The 18,020-nt window shown below is 70.2% G+C and carries 16 protein-coding genes and 1 pseudogene; 10 read left to right on the forward strand and 7 right to left on the reverse strand.

The window, feature by feature from the left end; genetic code table 11:
* Positions 1-28 precede the first annotated feature (28 nt).
* Genes ACFU5O_RS25075 through ACFU5O_RS25085 form a run of 3 tightly spaced genes read right to left on the reverse strand, consistent with a single transcriptional unit; the run spans position 29 to position 3,444 of the window.
* Positions 29-1,402, reverse strand: coding sequence for a Y4yA family PLP-dependent enzyme (locus ACFU5O_RS25075; RefSeq protein WP_384244026.1), 1,374 nt, complete (start codon positions 1,400-1,402; stop codon positions 29-31).
* Complete coding sequence (locus ACFU5O_RS25080) at positions 1,393-2,418, reverse strand: ornithine cyclodeaminase family protein (protein WP_384244027.1); 1,026 nt, start codon at positions 2,416-2,418, stop codon at positions 1,393-1,395. Before ACFU5O_RS25080 ends, ACFU5O_RS25075 begins: the two co-directional genes overlap by 10 nt.
* A 30-nt stretch (positions 2,419-2,448) precedes the next feature.
* On the reverse strand, positions 2,449-3,444 hold the full coding sequence (locus ACFU5O_RS25085; protein WP_384244028.1) for a TauD/TfdA family dioxygenase: 996 nt from the start codon (positions 3,442-3,444) through the stop codon (positions 2,449-2,451).
* Positions 3,445-3,812: 368 nt separating this feature from the next.
* On the opposite strand from ACFU5O_RS25085, the gene ACFU5O_RS25090 reads away from it, so the two are divergent.
* From ACFU5O_RS25090 to ACFU5O_RS25110, 5 genes are all read left to right on the forward strand, one after another.
* Positions 3,813-5,363: an ABC transporter substrate-binding protein gene (locus ACFU5O_RS25090; protein ID WP_384244029.1), complete on the forward strand. Its 1,551-nt coding sequence runs from the start codon at positions 3,813-3,815 to the stop codon at positions 5,361-5,363.
* The gene (locus tag ACFU5O_RS25095; RefSeq protein WP_384244030.1) at positions 5,348-6,370 is read left to right on the forward strand and encodes an ABC transporter permease; all 1,023 of its coding nucleotides are present in this window, start codon (positions 5,348-5,350) and stop codon (positions 6,368-6,370) included. The genes ACFU5O_RS25090 and ACFU5O_RS25095 overlap by 16 nt, the downstream gene beginning before the upstream one ends.
* Complete coding sequence (locus ACFU5O_RS25100) at positions 6,367-7,203, forward strand: ABC transporter permease (RefSeq protein ID WP_384244031.1); 837 nt, start codon at positions 6,367-6,369, stop codon at positions 7,201-7,203. Before ACFU5O_RS25095 ends, ACFU5O_RS25100 begins: the two co-directional genes overlap by 4 nt.
* Entirely contained in the window at positions 7,200-8,750 is a 1,551-nt protein-coding gene (locus ACFU5O_RS25105) for an ABC transporter ATP-binding protein (RefSeq protein ID WP_384244032.1), read from the forward strand. The genes ACFU5O_RS25100 and ACFU5O_RS25105 overlap by 4 nt, the downstream gene beginning before the upstream one ends.
* A 385-nt stretch (positions 8,751-9,135) precedes the next feature.
* A complete protein-coding gene (locus tag ACFU5O_RS25110) occupies positions 9,136-10,689 on the forward strand; it encodes a nucleobase:cation symporter-2 family protein (RefSeq protein ID WP_384244033.1) in 1,554 nt (517 codons plus the stop codon).
* A gap of 535 nt (positions 10,690-11,224) precedes the next feature.
* Here ACFU5O_RS25110 and pgm read toward each other — a convergent pair.
* Entirely contained in the window at positions 11,225-12,865 is a 1,641-nt protein-coding gene (gene pgm / locus ACFU5O_RS25115) for a phosphoglucomutase (alpha-D-glucose-1,6-bisphosphate-dependent) (protein ID WP_384244034.1), read from the reverse strand.
* A gap of 167 nt (positions 12,866-13,032) precedes the next feature.
* Here pgm and ACFU5O_RS25120 point away from each other — a divergent pair, with 167 nt between their 5' ends.
* Positions 13,033-13,566, forward strand: a complete 534-nt coding sequence (locus ACFU5O_RS25120; RefSeq protein ID WP_384244035.1) for a DoxX family protein — start codon at positions 13,033-13,035, stop codon at positions 13,564-13,566.
* Positions 13,567-13,604: 38 nt separating this feature from the next.
* On the opposite strand, the gene ACFU5O_RS25125 is transcribed toward ACFU5O_RS25120, so the two are convergent.
* The 3 genes and pseudogenes from ACFU5O_RS25125 to ACFU5O_RS25135 all read right to left on the reverse strand — a co-directional run bounded on the left by ACFU5O_RS25125 (position 13,605) and on the right by ACFU5O_RS25135 (position 15,031).
* Positions 13,605-14,030, reverse strand: coding sequence for a DUF6003 family protein (locus ACFU5O_RS25125; RefSeq protein ID WP_384244093.1), 426 nt, complete (start codon positions 14,028-14,030; stop codon positions 13,605-13,607).
* A 120-nt stretch (positions 14,031-14,150) separates the two neighbouring features.
* Positions 14,151-14,316 (reverse strand): annotated as a pseudogene (locus ACFU5O_RS25130) (DUF2267 domain-containing protein); the annotation flags it as partial.
* A gap of 340 nt (positions 14,317-14,656) precedes the next feature.
* Entirely contained in the window at positions 14,657-15,031 is a 375-nt protein-coding gene (locus ACFU5O_RS25135) for a hypothetical protein (RefSeq protein ID WP_384244036.1), read from the reverse strand.
* A gap of 293 nt (positions 15,032-15,324) precedes the next feature.
* Here ACFU5O_RS25135 and ACFU5O_RS25140 point away from each other — a divergent pair, with 293 nt between their 5' ends.
* The 4 genes from ACFU5O_RS25140 (at position 15,325) to ACFU5O_RS25155 (ending at position 18,004) form a co-directional block, all read left to right on the forward strand.
* Positions 15,325-15,528 carry a cold-shock protein gene (locus tag ACFU5O_RS25140; RefSeq protein ID WP_232033025.1) on the forward strand — a complete coding sequence of 68 codons (204 nt, stop codon included), beginning with the start codon at positions 15,325-15,327 and terminating at the stop codon, positions 15,526-15,528.
* A 185-nt stretch (positions 15,529-15,713) separates the two neighbouring features.
* Positions 15,714-16,334, forward strand: a complete 621-nt coding sequence (locus ACFU5O_RS25145) for an L-threonylcarbamoyladenylate synthase (protein WP_384244038.1) — start codon at positions 15,714-15,716, stop codon at positions 16,332-16,334.
* A 143-nt stretch (positions 16,335-16,477) separates the two neighbouring features.
* The gene (locus ACFU5O_RS25150) at positions 16,478-17,632 is read left to right on the forward strand and encodes a serine hydrolase domain-containing protein (protein ID WP_384244039.1); all 1,155 of its coding nucleotides are present in this window, start codon (positions 16,478-16,480) and stop codon (positions 17,630-17,632) included.
* 30 nt (positions 17,633-17,662) lie between these two features.
* Positions 17,663-18,004: a hypothetical protein gene (locus tag ACFU5O_RS25155; protein WP_384244040.1), complete on the forward strand. Its 342-nt coding sequence runs from the start codon at positions 17,663-17,665 to the stop codon at positions 18,002-18,004.
* The last annotated feature ends 16 nt before the right edge of the window (positions 18,005-18,020 follow it).

Genomic DNA, 18,020 nt, shown 5'->3' on the forward strand with positions numbered 1-18,020 from the left:
GGGGGAGTGGACCGGTGCCGTTGCCGGCTCAGGTGATGTGGCGGTCGAGCCGCCAGCGCGGGCGGGTGCCGTCGGTCCGGTCGATGACGACCTTGGGCGGCAGGGCGAGGTCGTGGAAGGGCGACTCGTTGGAGTCCATCTGGTAGCCGGCCGTGCCGGGGTAGACCAGCAGGTCGCCGGTGCGGGGCCGGCGGGGGAAGGGGATCTTTCGCCAGGAGAGCATGTCCGATTCGAGGCAGGTCGCCGCGCCGACTGCCGCCGGGTACGTCCCTGCGGGGGCGTCCGAGTCCGTCGGGAGCAGATGTGGTTCGGGCAGGTACTCGCTGTTGAACCACTGCTCGGACAGGCTCAGGCTGGTGCCGTCGACGGTCAGAAGCCGGTAGCCGTCGCGCTCCTTGACCCCCTGGACCCGGAACACGGTGGCGCCCGCTCTGTCCAGCAAGGCGCGGCCGGGCTCCATCAGCAGGGCGACGTCGGCATCCTTGAGCAGCTCGGCCACGGTCTGCCGATGCCCCTCGGGGTGTGCGGCGAGCAGCGACCGCAGCGCGTCGGCCCCGGAGGCCGGTGAGTGATACGGGTAGAAGTCACCGGTGCCGAACGTCCTGCCCGCGTGGTAGTGGCCACCGTGCTGTTCGGCGAGGAAGGCGTGCCAGCTGTCGGCGTCGGTGTAGCTGACGGCCATGCCGCCGCCGATGCTGATCCGGCCGGCCTCCAGGCCCAGAACGCGGGCCTTGAGACACAGGTCGACAAGGTGTCCTGCCAGATCGGCGCGAGGCTGGACGGCGTAGCCGGAGAGGTGGAAGCTGAAGCCCTCCATGCGTACCGCGTCGCCCGCATCGACGCAACGGTTCATGGCCGTGGCCAGTTCGGCCTCGGTCATGCCGAAGCGGCTGTGGGGCTGGGCCGGCGGCAGACACCGGAGCAGGAGCCGTGCCGGACGGACTCCGCCGGCCGGTACGCCGGCGATGAGCGCGTCGAGTTCGTCGAGCGCGTCCACGGCGACCACTGCTCCCTGCCGCACCGCCAGACGCAGCAGGGCGGGATCCTTGGCCGGGCCGGTGACGACGATGTTCTCCCCCCGCACCCCGTGTCCGAGGGCCGCGCGGAACTCGCCCAGTGAGGCGACGTCGACGCCCGCAGCGTGGGCCGCCGCGCGTTCGACCCATACCGCGGCCTTGTTGGCCTTCTTCGCGAAGTACACGAATCCGTCGACACCCGCGTCCTCCAGGGCGGCCCGCATCGCCCGGAGGTTCGCGTCGAAGGCGTCAGGGAGAAGGAAGTGGAACGGGCCGCCGAACGCGTAGGAGAGTTCCTCGAGCAGTCCGCTGCGCATCACCGCGTCGGTCGCGGGGTCGGGCAGGGCGGGCAGCGTCGGCCAGGCGGACGTACTGATCACCGCCACAACGCCACCTCGGTGCCCAGGCCCTGCGCGAGCGCGAGCTGAGCGAAGCGGTGGCCGAGGGCGATGTCGGTGACGACGAGCCCGCTGTTGTAGGCGAAGATCCGCTCCTTCGCCGAATGGCGGCCGGCGGCCACGCCGGCGATCACCGCCGGCAACTCGGCATGGACAGGGGGGAATTTGCCGTCGGCGTCCGCCATGTCGGTGCCGGTGACGTGCATCTGTGCCTCGCTCGTGGCGATGACACGGCCGGCCTCGTGCAGCGTCGAAGGGGCAAGACCGTGCCCGACCAGAACGGACAGCGTGCCGGGCTCCAGCCAGCCGGCCTCGACAGCGGCGGGTGTGTGCCCTCCCGCGGTGGCGACGACGACGTCGGCGGCCGAGGCGGCGGCCCGCAGATCGGTGACGATCTCCACTTCCCGGTCCGGGAAGTGCGAGCGCAACTGCTCACGGACGGCGGTGATGCCTTCGGAGTGTGTACCGAACAGCATCAGCCGGTCGAGATCCGGCAGCGTGGTCAGCAGGAACGGCAGGGCGAGGCGCCCTTGCGTGCCGGTGCCGATGACCAGCGCGCTGCGCGCTCCGGGGGCCGCGCACTCACGTGCCAGCAGTGCCGAGACGGCCGGAGTGCGCAGCGAACCTATGCGGGAGCAGTCCATCATCGCCAACGGCAGCCCGGTGACGTCGTCGTAGACGGTGAGGGATGTGTAGTAGTGCTGCTCCTCACGGCTCTTGTCGAGGCCGTGTTTGTACGAGGTCTTGATCGCGACGACGTCGCGGGAGCCGTCCCGGCCCAGCATCGCGTAGGCGACCGAGTGGCCGTCCTGGGGTTTGACGGTCAGCTTGCGGGGGTTGTCCGACCGGCCGGCATGGAGGGTCCGGTAGGCGCCCTCCACGGTGGCGACCACATCGGCCAGGGATATCTCGATGCCGGCGAGATCCGTGGTCGAGAGTATGCGCAGGTGCTTGTCGTCGCCGGAGACCGGTGCGCCGGCGGGGAAGATCGAAGGGTCGGTCATGGTGTCGCTCCTCCAGTGCGTGGGCGGGTGTCAGCTTGTGTGCGCTTCGAGAGCGGCCTGACCGTAGCCGTGCTCGTCGGCCTCGGCCGGAGGGCGGCTGCGGCGCCCGGGAACCCGTACGGACGCGCGCTTGAGCCACCTGTCGGTGCCGTCGTAGCGGGCCTGGAACGGAACACGGCCGTGCACGACCAGATCGTTGTCGACCACGAGCACATCACCAGGGGTGAGGCTGACCGCGACCGACACCCGGGCGAGTTCGGCCTCCAGACGGCGGTATGCGACGCGGTAGTCCTCGTCCGCCTGCTCCAACGGCGTGTAGGCGGGGTCGAAGCGCAGCGTCATGCCGTCCTCGCTCGCGAACAGCGCCGGCACCGGCGGAGGCGCTTCGTCCGCGAAACCCTGCGCCTCGGTGTAGGCGTCGTCGGGCAGGATCGGCACCACCGGCCGGGAGAGGAGTTCCACGTCCTCGTCCGCGAGGACGGTCTTGCGGATGCTGGCGGCGGTCGTGGCGATGCCGTCGTGGTTGCGCATGCAGCTGAGCATCAGCAGGTGCGCGCGGCCGGGGTGGAAAGCGTCCTCGGTGTGGGGGCTGAGGAGCACCGTACTGCTGGCGCCGGTCTGCTCGCTCTCGTGCCCCGGGGAGGGGACGATGTTGTGGACGAAGCGTCCGTCCTGCTGGCCCTCCCACGCGATGGGGTTGCCCATCACGCTCGCGAGCAGCAGCAGTGTGATGTCGTGGACCGCGCCGCTGTCTCCCGCGGCCGTCCAGCCGGCGGGAGTCGGGCCGGCGGTCTCGTCGTCGACGTCCGGACCGCGCAGGACGAACAGACCGTCGGCGGTGTCGACGGGACGGCAGTGCCGGCGCAGCGGGTCACCGAACTGCCCTGCGGTCCTTGCGACTTGCTCCAGGAGCTGTGGGGACGTGGCGGAGGTGCCGAACTCGGCGAGTATCTTCTCCGCGGCCCGGCGGAGTTCGCCCGTGGTCCGGGCATCGAGCTGGCGGACAGGTGCGGCTGCCGTGCTCATGGCAAAGGAGTCCGTTTCCGTCGGATGGCGTGAGGGAATCCGCGCATGTGGCGTCAGTTCGTGTCGCGATCACGGCCTGGGGATCCATGGCGGGCAGGGCTGAGTGGCCGCTCGGGGGCGGCTGCGAAGGTGTGGGGGCCGGCGAACAACTCGAAGCTAGCATTGAACTTAGGTTAGCCATACCTAACTGTTCGGCCATCCGGCGTGGCTGACCGAAATTCAAGTGCCCCTCGATGGCGGGCACTTCGCCGAACCTGGAGCTATTAGCACATTCGTGCCCTCGGGGCCGCGACCTTGCAAACAGGCCGGTCATTAGGGTAGGCAAACCTAAGCACCCCCCAATCCGTCAACGTGGATCGAGGACGTACGTGGACATCAACAGGCGCCAAGTGCTGTGGGCCGGCGGAGCCATGGGCGCGACGGCACTGCTTGCCGCTTGCTCAGGGGGCGGCGACACCTCCGACAAGACGGCCGCCGCGGGCGCCAAACCCAGGAAGGGCGGCACGCTCCGCGTCGGAGCCCTCGGCCGCGCCTCGGCCATCACCAGGGACCCGCACGGCACCCAGGCCAACGAGAGCGACTACCTCATCATCTCGCTCGTCCATGACACCCTCACCGCACCGGGCACCAAGATGAACACCGCCCCCCGGCTGGCATCCGGCTGGAAGGCGTCCGACGACCTCAAGACCTGGCGCTTCACCATCGCCGAGGGCGCGAAGTTCCACGACGGCTCGCCCGTCACCGCCGATGACGTCGTCTGGTCCCTGCGCCGGCTGCGCGGCACACCCTCCGGCGCCTCCCGACTGCCCGGCATCAAGGCCGGGAACATCAAGGCAGAAGGCACCGGCACCGTCGTCCTGGTCTCCGACTACGCCAACGCCGAACTGCCCCTGCTCACCCGCCTGACGACCTTCGTGCTCAAGAGGGACACCAAGGACAAGGAGCTCGACAAGGCACCCGGCACCGGTCCGTTCAAGCTGGAGTGGTTCCGCTCCGGCAACGCCCGGCTCGTACGCAACGAGGACTGGCACGGCGGTGAGGTCCTCCTCGACGCGATCGAGGTCAAGATCTTCGAATCGCCCCAGGCGATGTCCAACGCCCTGCTCGCCGGTCAGATCGACGTCGCCTCCAACGTCGGCGCGGTCGCCGCCCGTACGGCCGAGAAGCGCAAGGACATCCAGATCGTCCGCCGCCCCGACGACATGGCGATGCCGATCGTCATGCGCACCGCCGGAGGCCCGTTCGCGAACCCGAAGGTGCGTGAGGCCCTGCGCCTGGCCGTGGACCGCGAGGCCATGGTCAAGCAGGTCCTGTCCGGGTACGGCAAGGTCGCCAACGACATCCTCGGCACCGGCGACCCCGCCTTCGCCAAGGACGTCCCGCTGCGCACCCGCGACCTGGCCAAGGCCAAGTCGCTGTTGAAGGAAGCCGGCTTCGACACCTCCAGGACCTACAAGCTGATGACCACCGAGGACATCTCCGGACTGGCCGAATCCGCGACCCTGTTCGCCACCCAGGTCCGCGAGGCGGGGGTGAAGGTCGAGGTGGTGAAGCAGGAGTCCGCCACGTTCTGGGACAAGACCTGGCTCAAGGGCGACCTCTACACCACGTACTGGGGCACCAACGACTCCGTGGTCTTCTTCGCCAGCAAGACCATGGTCTCCGACTCCGCGACGAACGAGGCCGGCTGGAAGAGCACCGAATTCGACGCGGCGTACCACAAGGCCATCGGCACGAAGGATGCCACCGAGCGCGCCAAGGTGCTGCGCGAACTGCAGCAGATCGAGCACGACGCGTCCGGCTACCTGCTGTGGGGCATGGCCGACGGTATCGACCTGGCCGCCGCCCCGGTGCGCGGTCTGCCCACGCTGCCCGGCTACGGACGTGTACTGCTCGAGCGGGCATGGCTGGCGCGCTGAGCGGCGCGGCCACGCAGCCCGCGCCCGGGCCGGACGCAGATGCGGATCTCCGGCCGGCCCGGCCCCTGCTGTCCGCGGTCCTCCGGCCGGCCGGACTGCTCGTCCGCCGGGCGCTGCTGCTCGCCGTACTGCTCGCCGCCCTCTTCGCCGCCGTCGAACTGCTGCCCGGGGACGCGGCCACCGCCACGTCGGAACGCGGCGAGAGCGCGGCCGATGTGGCGCAGCGTCGCCGTCTGCTCGGTCTCGACCGGCCCGTCCTCACCCGGTTCGCCGACTGGATGACCGGTCTGCCCACCGGGGACCTGGGCACCACCGCCCGCGGCGAATCCGTCGCCGACCTCTTGTCCCGTCCCTTTCCCAACACGCTGCTCCTCGGCGGGATCGCCCTGGTGGTGACCTTGATCCTCTCGCTCGCTCTGGGCTGTTGGGCCGCGCTCAAGCCCGGCGGTACGGCCGACCGCGGCGTCTCGGCCACGGCCACCGGCATCCTCGCCCTGCCCGAGTTCGTCGTCGCCGTCGCCCTCGTCCTCGTCTTCGCGCTCTGGACCGACTGGCTGCCCGCCGTCACCCTCACCGACGCCGACGGCTCACCCGCCTCCTGGCAGATGCTCGTCCTGCCCGTACTGGCTCTGTCGATCCCGCAGATCGGCTGGAACACCCGCATCGTGCGCGCCGCCCTTGCCGACGAGGCCAAGGCACCGCACATCGAGACCGCCGTGATCGACGGACTGCCGCGCCACCGCATCCTCACCCACCATCTGCTGCCCGGGGCGATGCCCACCATCGCGGCAGGCATCGCCACATCGACCGGCATGCTGCTGGGCGGCGCAGTCGTGGTGGAGACGATCTTCAACTATCCAGGGATCGGATCGGTGCTCGCCGGGGCCGTCACCGACCGGGACGGTCCCGTCGTCGCCGCGGTTGTCGCGATCACCGGAGCCGTCATCACAGGAGTGTTCGTGCTCGCCGATCTCGTACGCGCCTGGGCCTCCGGAGGCCGCATATGACCGTCCGGAAGCAACCCTTGGCCGGCGCGCGTCGCGGGAACCTGCTGCGCACCGCTCCCGCGCTCCTGCTCGTGGCCCTCGCCGTCGTCGGGCCGTGGCTCGCCCCCCACGCCGTCGACGCCCCGGTCACCGCACCGTATGCCGAACCGGGCGGCGGAGCGCCGCTCGGCGGCGACCAGCTCGGACGGGACGTGTTCACCCGGCTCCTCGCCGGAGGCCGCGAACTGATCGCCACCTCCCTGCTCGTCGCCGTCCTCGTCACCGCGGCGGCCGCACTGCTCGGCGCGCTCGGTGCCCTGCGCCCGGGCGTCGGGCGGATCGTCGAGCGGTCCGCGGACGTACTGATGCTGCTGCCCGCCGTCCTGGGCATCCTCCTCATCGCCCTGTCCTGGCCGGGCGGGGGCCGTCTCGCGGTGATCGCCGCGGCCGTGGTCATGGGCGTGCCCTATGCCGTACGGCTCGTCGCGGGCGCGGCTGCGCCCATCGCGGCCTCCGGCTATGTCGAGGCGGCCGCCGTGGGAGGGGAGCGGCTGTGGCATCTCGTCCTACGCGAGGTCCTGCCCAACCTGCGCGCCACGCTCCTCGCGTTGTTCGGTCTGCGTTTCGTCGCCGCCGTCTATGTGGTGGCCACCGCGGGCTTTCTGCAGGTCGGGCCCCAGCCGCCGACCGCCGACTGGGCACTGATGATCCGTGAGAACGCGGGCGGAATCGTCCTCAACCCCTGGGCCGTGCTGGCTCCCAGCATCGCCATCGGCGTCCTCGCCATGAGCGTCAACCTGGCGGCCTCTGCACTCGTTCCGCGAACCGGCAGGAAAGCGGTGAACGCGCTGTGAACCACATGAGCCAGTGGCACCCCGAGGGTCAGGTCGCCGCCTCCGAAGTGGCAGTGACCGTAACGGAACTGACCATTGCCGGACCGGACGGCCGTCTGCTCCTGGACGGCGGCGATCTGGAGCTGCGCCCCGGCCGTGTGACCGCGCTCACCGGACCCTCCGGCAGCGGAAAGACCACACTGCTCAGGGCCGTGGCCGGTGTCATCCCCCCGGGCGCCCGGCGCACCGGCGGCATGGTCGAGGTCCTCGGCCAGGACGTGCTCGCGCTCGGCGCATCCGAATTGCGGTCCCTGCGCCGCCACCGCCTCGCCTACGTCGGACAGGACCCCGGATCCGGTCTCAACCCCCGGATGAAGGTGCGCCGCCTCCTGACAGAGGTCGCCGTGGAACGCGGCCACGAGACGCCGGCCGCTCTGCTCGGCGAGGTCCGGCTCCCCACGGACAGCGGCTTCCTGGGGCGCCGTGTCGGCGAGCTCTCCGGTGGCCAGCAGCGGCGCGTGGCCCTGGCCAGGGCACTGGCCCGTCGCCCCGCCGTACTGCTCCTCGACGAACCCACCGCAGGGCTGGACCCGGCGCTGCGCGACGAGATCGCCGAACTCCTGCGGCACCTGGCGGTCAGCCACCGCCTCGCCGTGGCACTTTCCTGCCACGACGCGGACGTGGTCGACCGACTGGCGCACGATGTGGTGGACCTGTCCCCGTACTCGGCTGCGCCGGCGACCGCCCCGCGCCCGGTCCACCGGCCGCCTACTGCGGCCGGTCCGACGCTCGAAGTGTCCGGCCTGCACGCGGCGTTCGTGCAGCGAGGCCGTCGCATCCCCGTCCTCCACGGCATCGACCTCACCGTGGCCGCCGGATCCAGCACCGGCATCGTCGGTGCCTCCGGCTCGGGCAAAACCACCCTCGTACGCGCGATCGTCGGACTCCACCGCCCCACCGGCGGCACTGTCGCTCTCGACGGCGTACGCCTGCGTCCGGCCGCACACGGCCGCACCCGTGAACAGCGACGGCGCCTCCAACTCGTACCGCAGGACCCACTGGGAACCCTCAACCCCAGCCGCACGGTCGGCTCGGCGATCGGGCGTCCGCTGCGCCTTCACCGGCGCACCGATCGAGGGCGGGCCCCTGCCCGCGTCCTGGAACTGCTCGAACAGGTCGGCCTCCCCGCCGACCACGCGGACCGCTACCCGCACGAACTGTCGGGCGGCCAGCGCCAACGCGCCGCCATAGCGCGCGCACTGGCGGCCGACCCCGACGTACTGGTCTGCGACGAAGTGACCTCGGCCCTGGACGAGAAGACCGCCGCCGCCGTCATGGATCTGCTCGAGGGCCTGCGGGACAGCCGTGGCCTCGCTCTGGTCCTGATCAGCCACGACCTGCGCCTCGTGGCAAGCCGTACCGAGAGCCTCGTCGTGCTCTCCTCCGGCCGCGCCGTTGAATCGGGCCCCACCTCACAGCTGTTCTCGTCCCCGGCGCACGCGGTGACCGCGTCTCTGGTGGCGGAGAGGCGGGCAGCTTCCGAGCGCTCGCGTGCTCCCCTGATGTGAGCGTTCCCCGGCGGGACAGTGAGGTGGCTGTCCCGCCGGGTGGTCGGAGGCTCGGAAGGGCCGCACTTGTGAACGCCTGAAACTGGCCTGAAGTGGCCCCACTTCAGGGGCACTTGCCGTGCCCGGGGCCGGGCCGGGCTGCCCCGGCGTTGGAGGTTCGGCCAGGTGCGCGCCCCGGAAGCGGCTCCTTCTTTGGAGAAGTCTACGATGTTCGCCGAGTCCCCGTCTGGCGTTGGATATGCGCCACACAGGACGAAGAGCGGACGGAGAAACCGCGAGGCTTCGATCCCATGCGACTGGCTGAAACCGGGGTGCGCCATCGTCGTCGCGCCAGGGATAACCAGAGCTTCCTCTCACTACCTACCTCTTGAAGGGCAAGGCGGAGATGGCACAAGTCGCGCCGCTTTCCGAAGCCGGAAAGCAGAGCGAGCACCCGGTCGACGAGGTGCTCCCGCTCCCGAAACTGGCGCTGTACGGTTTCCAGCACGTCCTGGCGTTCTACGCCGGGGCCGTGATCGTCCCCATCATCGTCGGCGGTGCCCTCGGGCTCAGCCGCGAACAGCTCGTCTACCTGATCAACGCTGACCTGTTCACCTGCGGTATCGCCTCGATCATCCAGGCCCTGGGCATCGGCCGGGTCGGTTCGCGGCTGCCGCTGATCCAGGGAGTCACCTTCACCGCGGTGTCACCGATGATCGCCATCGGCCTCGGCGCCGGTGGCGGTACGGCCGCACTGCTGGTCATCTACGGTGCGGTGATCACTGCGGGCGTCGCGACCTTCGCCTTCGCCTGGCTGCCCGCCCGGGCCTTCAAGGCGGTGCTCAGGCTCTTCCCGCCGGTGGTGACCGGCACGGTGATCACCGTTCTCGGGCTGGTCCTCATACCGGTGGGGCTGAACGACGCGGCGGGCGGCCTGGGCAGCCCGCACTTCGGCGATCCCGAGAACTTCGCCTACGCGGGCGGGACCATGGTCTTCATCCTGGTGCTGATGAAGATCGGCCGGCCGTTCCTCTCCAGCATCGCCATCCTGCTCGGGCTGGTGGCGGGCACCGCGGTCGCCTTCCTGCTGGGCGACGCGAGCTTCGGGGACGTCGGCAAGGCGGACTGGCTGGGCGTCACCACCCCGTTCCACTTCGGCGTTCCTCGGTTCGAGTGGTTCCCGATCCTGCTGATGCTGATCGTCATGCTGATCACCATGGTCGAGACCACCGGTGACACATACGCCATCGGCGACATCGTCGGCAAGAAGATCGACGGCGAGACCGTGGCCCGCGCCCTGCGTGCCGACGGCGCCGCGACGGCCCTGGGCGGCCTGCTCAACTCCTTCCCGTACGTGGCCTTCGCCGAGAACGTCGGCCTGGTGCGGATGACGAAGGTGAAGAGTCGCTTCGTGGTCGTCGCGGCCGGCGTCTTCATGATCGTGCTGGGGTTGCTGCCGAAGGCCGCCGCCGCGGTCGCCTCTGTGCCGCACTCGGTGCTCGGCGGGGCCGCGACCGTGATGTTCGCGATGGTCGCCCTGGCGGGTGTCCAGACCCTGGCCAAGGCGGATCTCAAGGAGGAGAAGAACGCCTTGGTGGTGGGCGTCTCGCTGGCCATGGCCCTGCTGCCCTCCACCGTCCCGGTGCTGTTCAAGGAGCACATGAATGCGGACCTCTCCTCGCTGCTCAACAGCGGTGTCACGCTCGGCGCGAGCACCGCGGTCGTGCTGAACCTGATCCTCAACGGTCTGGGTCCGAAGGAGCCGGACAACGTGCCGGGACCGGCGAGCGCCCTGGTGACGGGCGCGGACCCGGCGGACACCGGCCAGTCCCCGCCCGCCCCCGCCCCGACGGTCCCCGCCGCGCCCGCGCCCGCAACGCCCGCGGCCGAGGTCGCCCCGGTGAGCGGCGCCCCCGACGGTGCGCCGAAGGCTGCGGTGGAGGAGCCGGACAGAGCATAGGAAGGCCGCCGGGCCCGCGCGCGGGCCCGGCGGACCCGCTTCGGTGGTCCACCCGTCGCAGCTGCGGCTGCGCTCGGTCCCGGGCGGCCCGTCCGCGGCTGTGCCGGGCGGCGGGTGCCGCCGGTGCAACCGCAGGCCGTGGCCATTGGACTCAGCCCACGGCGGTGTCCGGCGGCCGGTGCCGCCACCGCTGTCGGTGACCTCGTTCATGGTGCGCACGCTCGGCCGCAGCCGGCGCAGCAGGCTTCCGGACTGCGCGGGCCGGGTGTGCCAACTCCCGCTCGCGCGGCCGGTATTCACCTCCGACAGCCGGGACCGCTTTGCGACGTCCAGCTCGTTCATGAGCCGTTCGACATGGGCGCGGAACGCCCCGTGGAGTTCCCGTGCACCGGGCTCGCGCCGGGTTTCTGACAGCGCTTGGCGCAACAGTGAGCGCGGTGCGAGACTCGCTGGGACGCCGCGGCGGCGGCGGGCCGGAATCCGGGCCGGACAGACCGCGGCAGGCGCGTCGTCGGATGCCCTCAGGGGCTGGGGGTCACCTCTCCAACGCCGCCGCCACAAGGGACTGGGCCTCCTCCTGCACGCGCGCCAGATGGTCGGGCCCGAGGAAGGACTCTGCGTACACCTTGTAGACGTCCTCGGTACCCGACGGGCGTGCGGCGAACCATGCGTTGGCGGTGGTCACTTTGAGGCCACCGATGGGCGCCCCGTTGCCCGGAGCCCGCGTGAGCACAGCCGTGATGGGCTCCCCGGCGAGCGAGTCGGCCGTCACCTGATCGGGAGACAGACGGCTCAGTACGGCCTTCTCCTCGCGGGTCGCGGGGGCGTCGATCCGTGCGTAGGCCGGATCGCCGAAACGGGCGGTGAGCGACGCATAGTGCTCGCTCGGCGTCCGTTCGGTCACGGCCAGGATCTCGGACGCGAGCAGGGCCAGGATGATGCCGTCCTTGTCGGTGGTCCAGACCGAGCCGTCACGGCGCAGGAAGGAAGCCCCCGCGGACTCCTCACCGCCGAAGCCGACGGTGCCGTCGACCAGTCCGTCCACGAACCACTTGAAACCGACCGGCACTTCGTAGAGCTCCCGGCCGAGGTCGGCAGCCACCCGGTCGATCATGCTCGAGGACACCAAGGTCTTGCCGACACCGGCGTCGGCCGGCCACTGCTCGCGGTGGCTGTAGAGATAGGCGATGGCTGCGGCGAGATAGTGGTTGGGATTCATCAGTCCCGCATCCGGGGTGACGATGCCGTGCCGGTCTGCGTCGGCATCGTTGCCCGTGGCGATCCGGAAACGGTCGCGAGCCTCGATCAGCGACGCCATCGCGTACGGGGACGAGCAGTCCATCCGGATCTTGCCGTCCCAGTCCAGTGTCATGAAGCGCCAGGTGGGATCGGTGTGCGGGTTGACGACCGTGAGATCGAGGCGGTGCTCCTCCGCGATGCGGCCCCAGTACGCGACGGACGCGCCCCCCAGCGGGTCGGCGCCGATGCGCACACCCGCGGCTCGCACGGCGTCCAGGTCGAGCACGGACGGCAGGTCCCGCACGTACGCGTCGAGGAAGTCGTACCGTCCGGTGGTCTGCGCCGCGAGGGCCCTGGCGTAGACCAGCCGCCGCACATCCTTGAGACCGCCCGCGATGATCTCGTTGGCGCGGTCCTGGATCCAGCCGGTCGCCTCTGAACCCGCGGGCCCGCCGTTCGGCGGGTTGTACTTGAAGCCTCCGTCGGACGGCGGATTGTGCGAGGGCGTGACCACCACACCGTCGGCCAGGCCGGCGGTGCGGCCACGGTTGTGGACGATGATGGCGTGCGACACGGCCGGGGTGGGGGTGTAGCCGTCGGCGGCGTCGATGAGCACGGTGACGCCGTTCGCGGCGAAGACCTCCAGGGCGGTCACCCGGGCGGGCTCGGACAGCGCATGGGTGTCCACGCCGAGGAACAGCGGTCCATCGGTGCCCTGCTGGGCCCGGTACTCGCAGATCGCCTGGCTGGTCGCGGCGATGTGGTCCTCGTTGAAGGCGGTGTCGAGGGAGGACCCCCGGTGGCCCGACGTGCCGAAGGCGACACGCTGTGCGGGTTCGGCCGGATCGGGGTGCAGGGCATAGTACGCGGTCACCAGCCGGGGCACATCGATGAGGTCCTCGGGCTGCGCCGGCTGTCCCGCGCGCTCGTTCGGCATCCGTCCACTCCTCCACGTCGGTCCATGCGATCAGTACATGAGTCATGATCGCCTGTTGGCGGCATTTCATCCGGCTGCCCCTCCGCACGGACGTGGCGACGGACGGTCGGGCCGGGCATGTCCAGCGTGCGGGTGGGCACCCGCATCGCATGGCTATTCTCCGAAAGTTGGCCCGCCCTCTGCTGGCCTCCACGTTCATCGCGGCTGGTTTTCACGTGGTACGCCATCCCAAGGCCGCGGCTTCGACGGTCGAGCGGGTGGTGCTGCCCATCGCCGCACGGTTCCCGGCCCTGCCCGAGGACCCGGAGCAACTGGCGCGTATCAGCGGTGGTGTTCAGGCCGGAGCAGGGGTGCTGCTGGCCCTGGGCCGCTTCCCGCGTCTGTCCGCGCTGGCCCTGTCCGCCACCCTGGCCCCGACGGCGCTCGGCGGACACCGGTTCTGGACGGTGGAGGATCCGGAGGAACGTGAGCGGCAGCGGACCCTCTTCCTCAAGGACCTCGCCCTGCTGGGCGGTTTGCTGATCGCGGTCGGCGACACGCACGGCAAGCCGTCCCTCGCCCACCGTTCGCGTCGCGCGGCGGCGGGAGGACGTCGTTCGGCACGTTCCGCCCGCCGCGCGGTCGACGCGGCAACCACCCGCACGGCGGCCCGCGCCAGGACTGCGGCCCACTCGGTCGGCACCCGGCTGCCGACGGTGTGAGCGACGCTGCCGACGCGGGCCACCGCGCGCGGCTGCCCTCACCCGTCGAGGGCAGCCGCCAGCGTGGAGTGCTCGACGCCGGTGAGTTCCACGACGCGGTGCGGCGGAATGCCTGCCGCCAGAGCCCTTCGCAGCAGCGCGTCCCGGCCTTCTGCGCTGTCCCGGAAGGCCATGAGCTCCGCTTCGACACGGCGCATGGCCTCCGGGGCACCGGCCTGGCGTACGCGTTCCAGCTCCTCCTCGCCCAGCGGGATCGGCAGGCGCTCGGCCCCGTCGGGGATGGACCGTGTTTCCTCGGGCGTGACCACCCGTACGGTCTCTGCCGCGGCCGTCACGTCGTGGGCGTCCAGCCAGGCGCGCACGGCGGGGGTTTCGAGGCACTCGAGCTCACCGGCGGCGGGCAGCGCCACCCCCAGGTGCATGGCTGAGGCGTCCGCGAGGAACAGGTAGGCATCGTCCGTCATGGTCGGTTCCTTCTCCTGGAGGTTGCTGGTCCTGATCACCGCCGTTCGGATACCCCGTCGAACGCGAACCACTACCGACCGGTGCTGCACACAGCACGCGGGCTGCGGCCATCCCAGGCCGGGGCGGCCGCAGAGCAGGTCACAACCCGGGGACAGCTGCAGCAGGACCCGGCGCATGAGATCTTCACCGGCCGCGTCGGCCGGCACAACCGAGCACCGCACCGACGTCCCACAAGGCGGTCGCCTCGGTCGCTCCCCCGATCCAGGCTGCGACTGCCCGGACGAAGCCTTTCGGGAGCCAGCAGCCCGACGGCCTGAAGCACTTCCGTGGGCTTGTCGTCCATATGACGACAAGCGCGGTGCCGTCCAAAGGGTGACGAAACGCACGAGGGTTCCCCGCCCGATCGAGGTTCCGGACCGCGCTGGGCCGAGCAGGTCGGGTCAGCCCTCCGCTGATGCCGAGGGGCCGTACGGCCGCCGACCGTGCGCGGGGCAGCGTCACGCCGCACTCCTCGGCCCTCACGGCGCTCTGGGGCGAGCACCTGTACCGGTGCGGCGCCCGGCCTCCCGGCCCGGGTCGCCGGGCAAGACGTCCAGCGCGCGGGCGCGCGAGCCTGCATCGACCCTCAGTGGTCGGAGTAGCTGAAGTCGCCCACGGTCCAGGCGCTCACGTCCTTGATCGCGACGCGATACATGCCACCAGTCTCCGGAATCCCCGTGCTGCCCTGGAGAATCCTGGCAACGTGAAAATGCAGATGTGTGGGCGGCTCCTGCTTCTCGGGACGCTGCTCCGGCTCTGCGCCCACGAAGATTGCGGAGAACGGGCCGAGACGTGCCGAGTCCGTGAGGACCTCGGCCACTCGCTGCCTCCATGCGGCCTCGGGGGCCAGCCGCCCGGTGATGACGGCGCCGCCGGCGACCACGGTCATGGACATCTGATTCGACTGCTCGAACTCCACTTTGGTGGCGACAGCGACGAGCAGTTCGTCAGGCTTCGACATGAGGACGCACTCTATCCAAGCGGTCGCACGCTGCTGCGCCCGGCCCCCGGGTACGCGCCATGTGGGCGTATGCCGCAATGACGCCCATTCCGCCGTTTCCCCCACCTGTGTGAATGTTTCTTGTGGTCACCGAGGGTGTTTGCCGTGTAGCGTCTGCGGTAGCTGTCGTGGTTCGAAGTGCCCCTGCCCGCACCAGTGGTGCGGGCGGTTTGCTGTGCTGTGCCGAAGGACCAGGGCGATCACCTCCGCGACCCGCGTGGACGGGAAGCGAACATCGACTGGAAGGCATAAACATGGCTACCGGAACTGTGAAGTGGTTCAACGCCGAGAAGGGCTTCGGCTTCATCGCCCAGGACGGCGGCGGCCCCGACGTCTTCGCCCACTACTCGGCGATCAACGCCTCGGGCTTCCGTGAGCTCCAGGAGGGCCAGGCCGTGACGTTCGACGTCGTGCAGGGGCAGAAGGGCCCGCAGGCGGAGAACATCACTCCCGCCTGATCCTGGGTTCAGGCTTGACCGTGAGTGCAGTTCGAACGTGAGAACAAGCATCTGACGGGCTCGCTCGTGCATGTGCGGGCCGTGTTCCCCCGGTGGTTACGAGGGGACACGGCCCGTCCGTGTTCCCGGTCCGGCGACGCCGTCCTCGCGACGAGGGGAACGGCCTGATCACCTAGACTCGGCAGATGGCGAAGTATTTCGATGTGCACCCCGAGAACCCTCAGCGGCGCACCATCAGCAGTGTGGCCGACAGCATCCGGTCCGGCGCGCTCGTCGCGTACCCGACGGACTCCTGCTTCGCACTGGGATGTCAGCTGGGCAGTCGTGACGGAATCAACCGCATCCGGTCGATTCGCAACCTGGACGACCGTCACCACTTCACCCTTGTGTGCCAGAACTTCGCACAGCTTGGTCAGTTCGTGCACATCGACAACGATGTGTTCCGCGCGATCAAGGCAGCGACGCCCGGCAGCTACACCTTCATCCTGCCCGCGACGAAGGAGGTGCCGCGCCAGTTGCTCCACCCGAAGAAGAAGACGGTCGGAGTCCGGATCCCCGACCATGCGGTCGCTCAGGCCCTGGTCGCCGAGCTCGGTGAGCCGCTGCTCTCCAGCACTCTGCTTCTGCCCGACGAGGACGAGCCGATGACACAGGGGTGGGAGATCAAGGAACGGCTCGACCACGTGGTGGACGCCGTCGTCGACTCGGGCGACTGCGGCACGGAGCCGACCACGGTGATCGACTTCTCCGGCGGCGAAGCCGAGATCGTTCGCCGCGGCGCGGGCGACACAGCGCGGTTCGAGTAGGACCCCTCGGCGCCTCGGCCGGTCACCGCATCACGCTGCCGACCGCGCCGCCCGATCCCCTCGGATTCGGCCCGCACGGGCACGATGAGTCCGCGCCGCCTCGGGAGTCATGTGTCCGACGGCACCGTTGAGAGGGCGAACCCATGGCTGATTTGCGCGACACGCTGGAGACGCACGTAAGCAAGGGCTTGTTGCCGGGGGCTGTGGGCCTGGTGGCCCGCGGTGACCGGATCGAAGTGGAGGCTGTGGGATCCGTCGACGTCGAAGGCACCGCCCCGATGGGCAGGGATTCGATCTTCCGGATCGCATCGATCACCAAGCCCATTGTTGCCGCAGCCGTGATGATGTTGGTGGAGGAGGGCCGGATAGCGCTGGACGACCCGGTGGAGCAGTGGCTTCCCGAGCTGGCGTCACCGAGCGTCGTCCGTACGCCGGCCGCACCGGTGGACGACGTGGTCCCGGCGGTCCGGCCGATCACCGTGTTCCATCTGCTCGGCTCCCGTGCCGGGTACGGCTTTCCGTCCGACTTCTCGCTCCCCGCCGTCGCGCCGCTGCTCAGTGAGCTGAAGCAGGGACCTCCGCAGCCGCAGAGCGTCCCCGCCCCGGACGCGTGGATGGCGGCGCTGTCCCGCATTCCGTTGCTGCACCAGCCGGGCGACGGCTGGTTGTACAACATCAGCTCCGACCTTCAGGGTGTGCTGATCGCCAGGGTCACAGGACGACCGCTGCCCGAGTTCCTGGCCGAGCGGTTGTTCGAGCCGTTGGGGATGGCTGACACCGCATTCGTGGTACCGGCCGACAAGCTCGACCGGTTCACCGCCTACTACCGGACGGGTCCGGAGGGCGGACCGGAGCTGGTCGACGCTGCTGACGGGCAGTGGAGCAGCCCGCCGGCGTTCCCGTCCGGCGCCGGCGGGCTGGTCTCGACCGCCCACGACTGGCTCGCCTTCGGCCGGATGCTGCTCGCCGAAGGGACGGCCGCCGGTCGCCGGATGCTCACGCCCGCATCGGTGCGGCAGATGACCGCCAATCACCTGAGTCCGTCCGAGCGCCGGTCCGCCGGCTTGTTCCTCGACGGGATGGGCTGGGGGTTCGGCGGCGCGGTCGACGTCGAAATTGTCGAGCCGTGGAACGTGCCGGGACGCTACGGCTGGGTCGGCGGCACGGGCACGACAGCACACATCACACCCTCCACCGGCACGGTCACCATCATGCTGAGCCAGCTGGAGATGGGGGGACCGAGCTTCCCCGCGCTGATGCGGGACTTCTGGCGGTACGCGGCCGAGCGGCGGCCATGACCGTTCCGTGGTCCGATCGTTTGGCAGGTCATGATCCATGTGAAGAAGTTCGCGGCGCTGCTCGCGGCCGCCTGTGCCTTCCCCCTGCTCACGGCCACGCCGGCCGGCGCCGCCGTCGACGGGCACTGCGGCCAGTACATCTGCGTCCTGACCGCGCACCACAACAGGTTCGTCCAGGACATCACGGTCAGGACCAAGGACGGTCTGCCCGGAACGCTCCGTGCCTACTGGGGTGACTTCCGCTCTCCGAGGGTCTCGGCCGCGAGTCATCGTTGGACCGTGAACTACGAGCAGAAGGACGCGAAGCTCGTGTGCGGCGGTCTGGAGCGCGACGGCCGGACGATCGAAGACGGGATCTGCGTCACGATCTGACCCCGCCCATCTGTCC

Source organism: Streptomyces sp. NPDC057445 (assembly GCF_042802855.1).
In the GTDB taxonomy this organism is placed as follows: domain Bacteria; phylum Actinomycetota; class Actinomycetes; order Streptomycetales; family Streptomycetaceae; genus Streptomyces.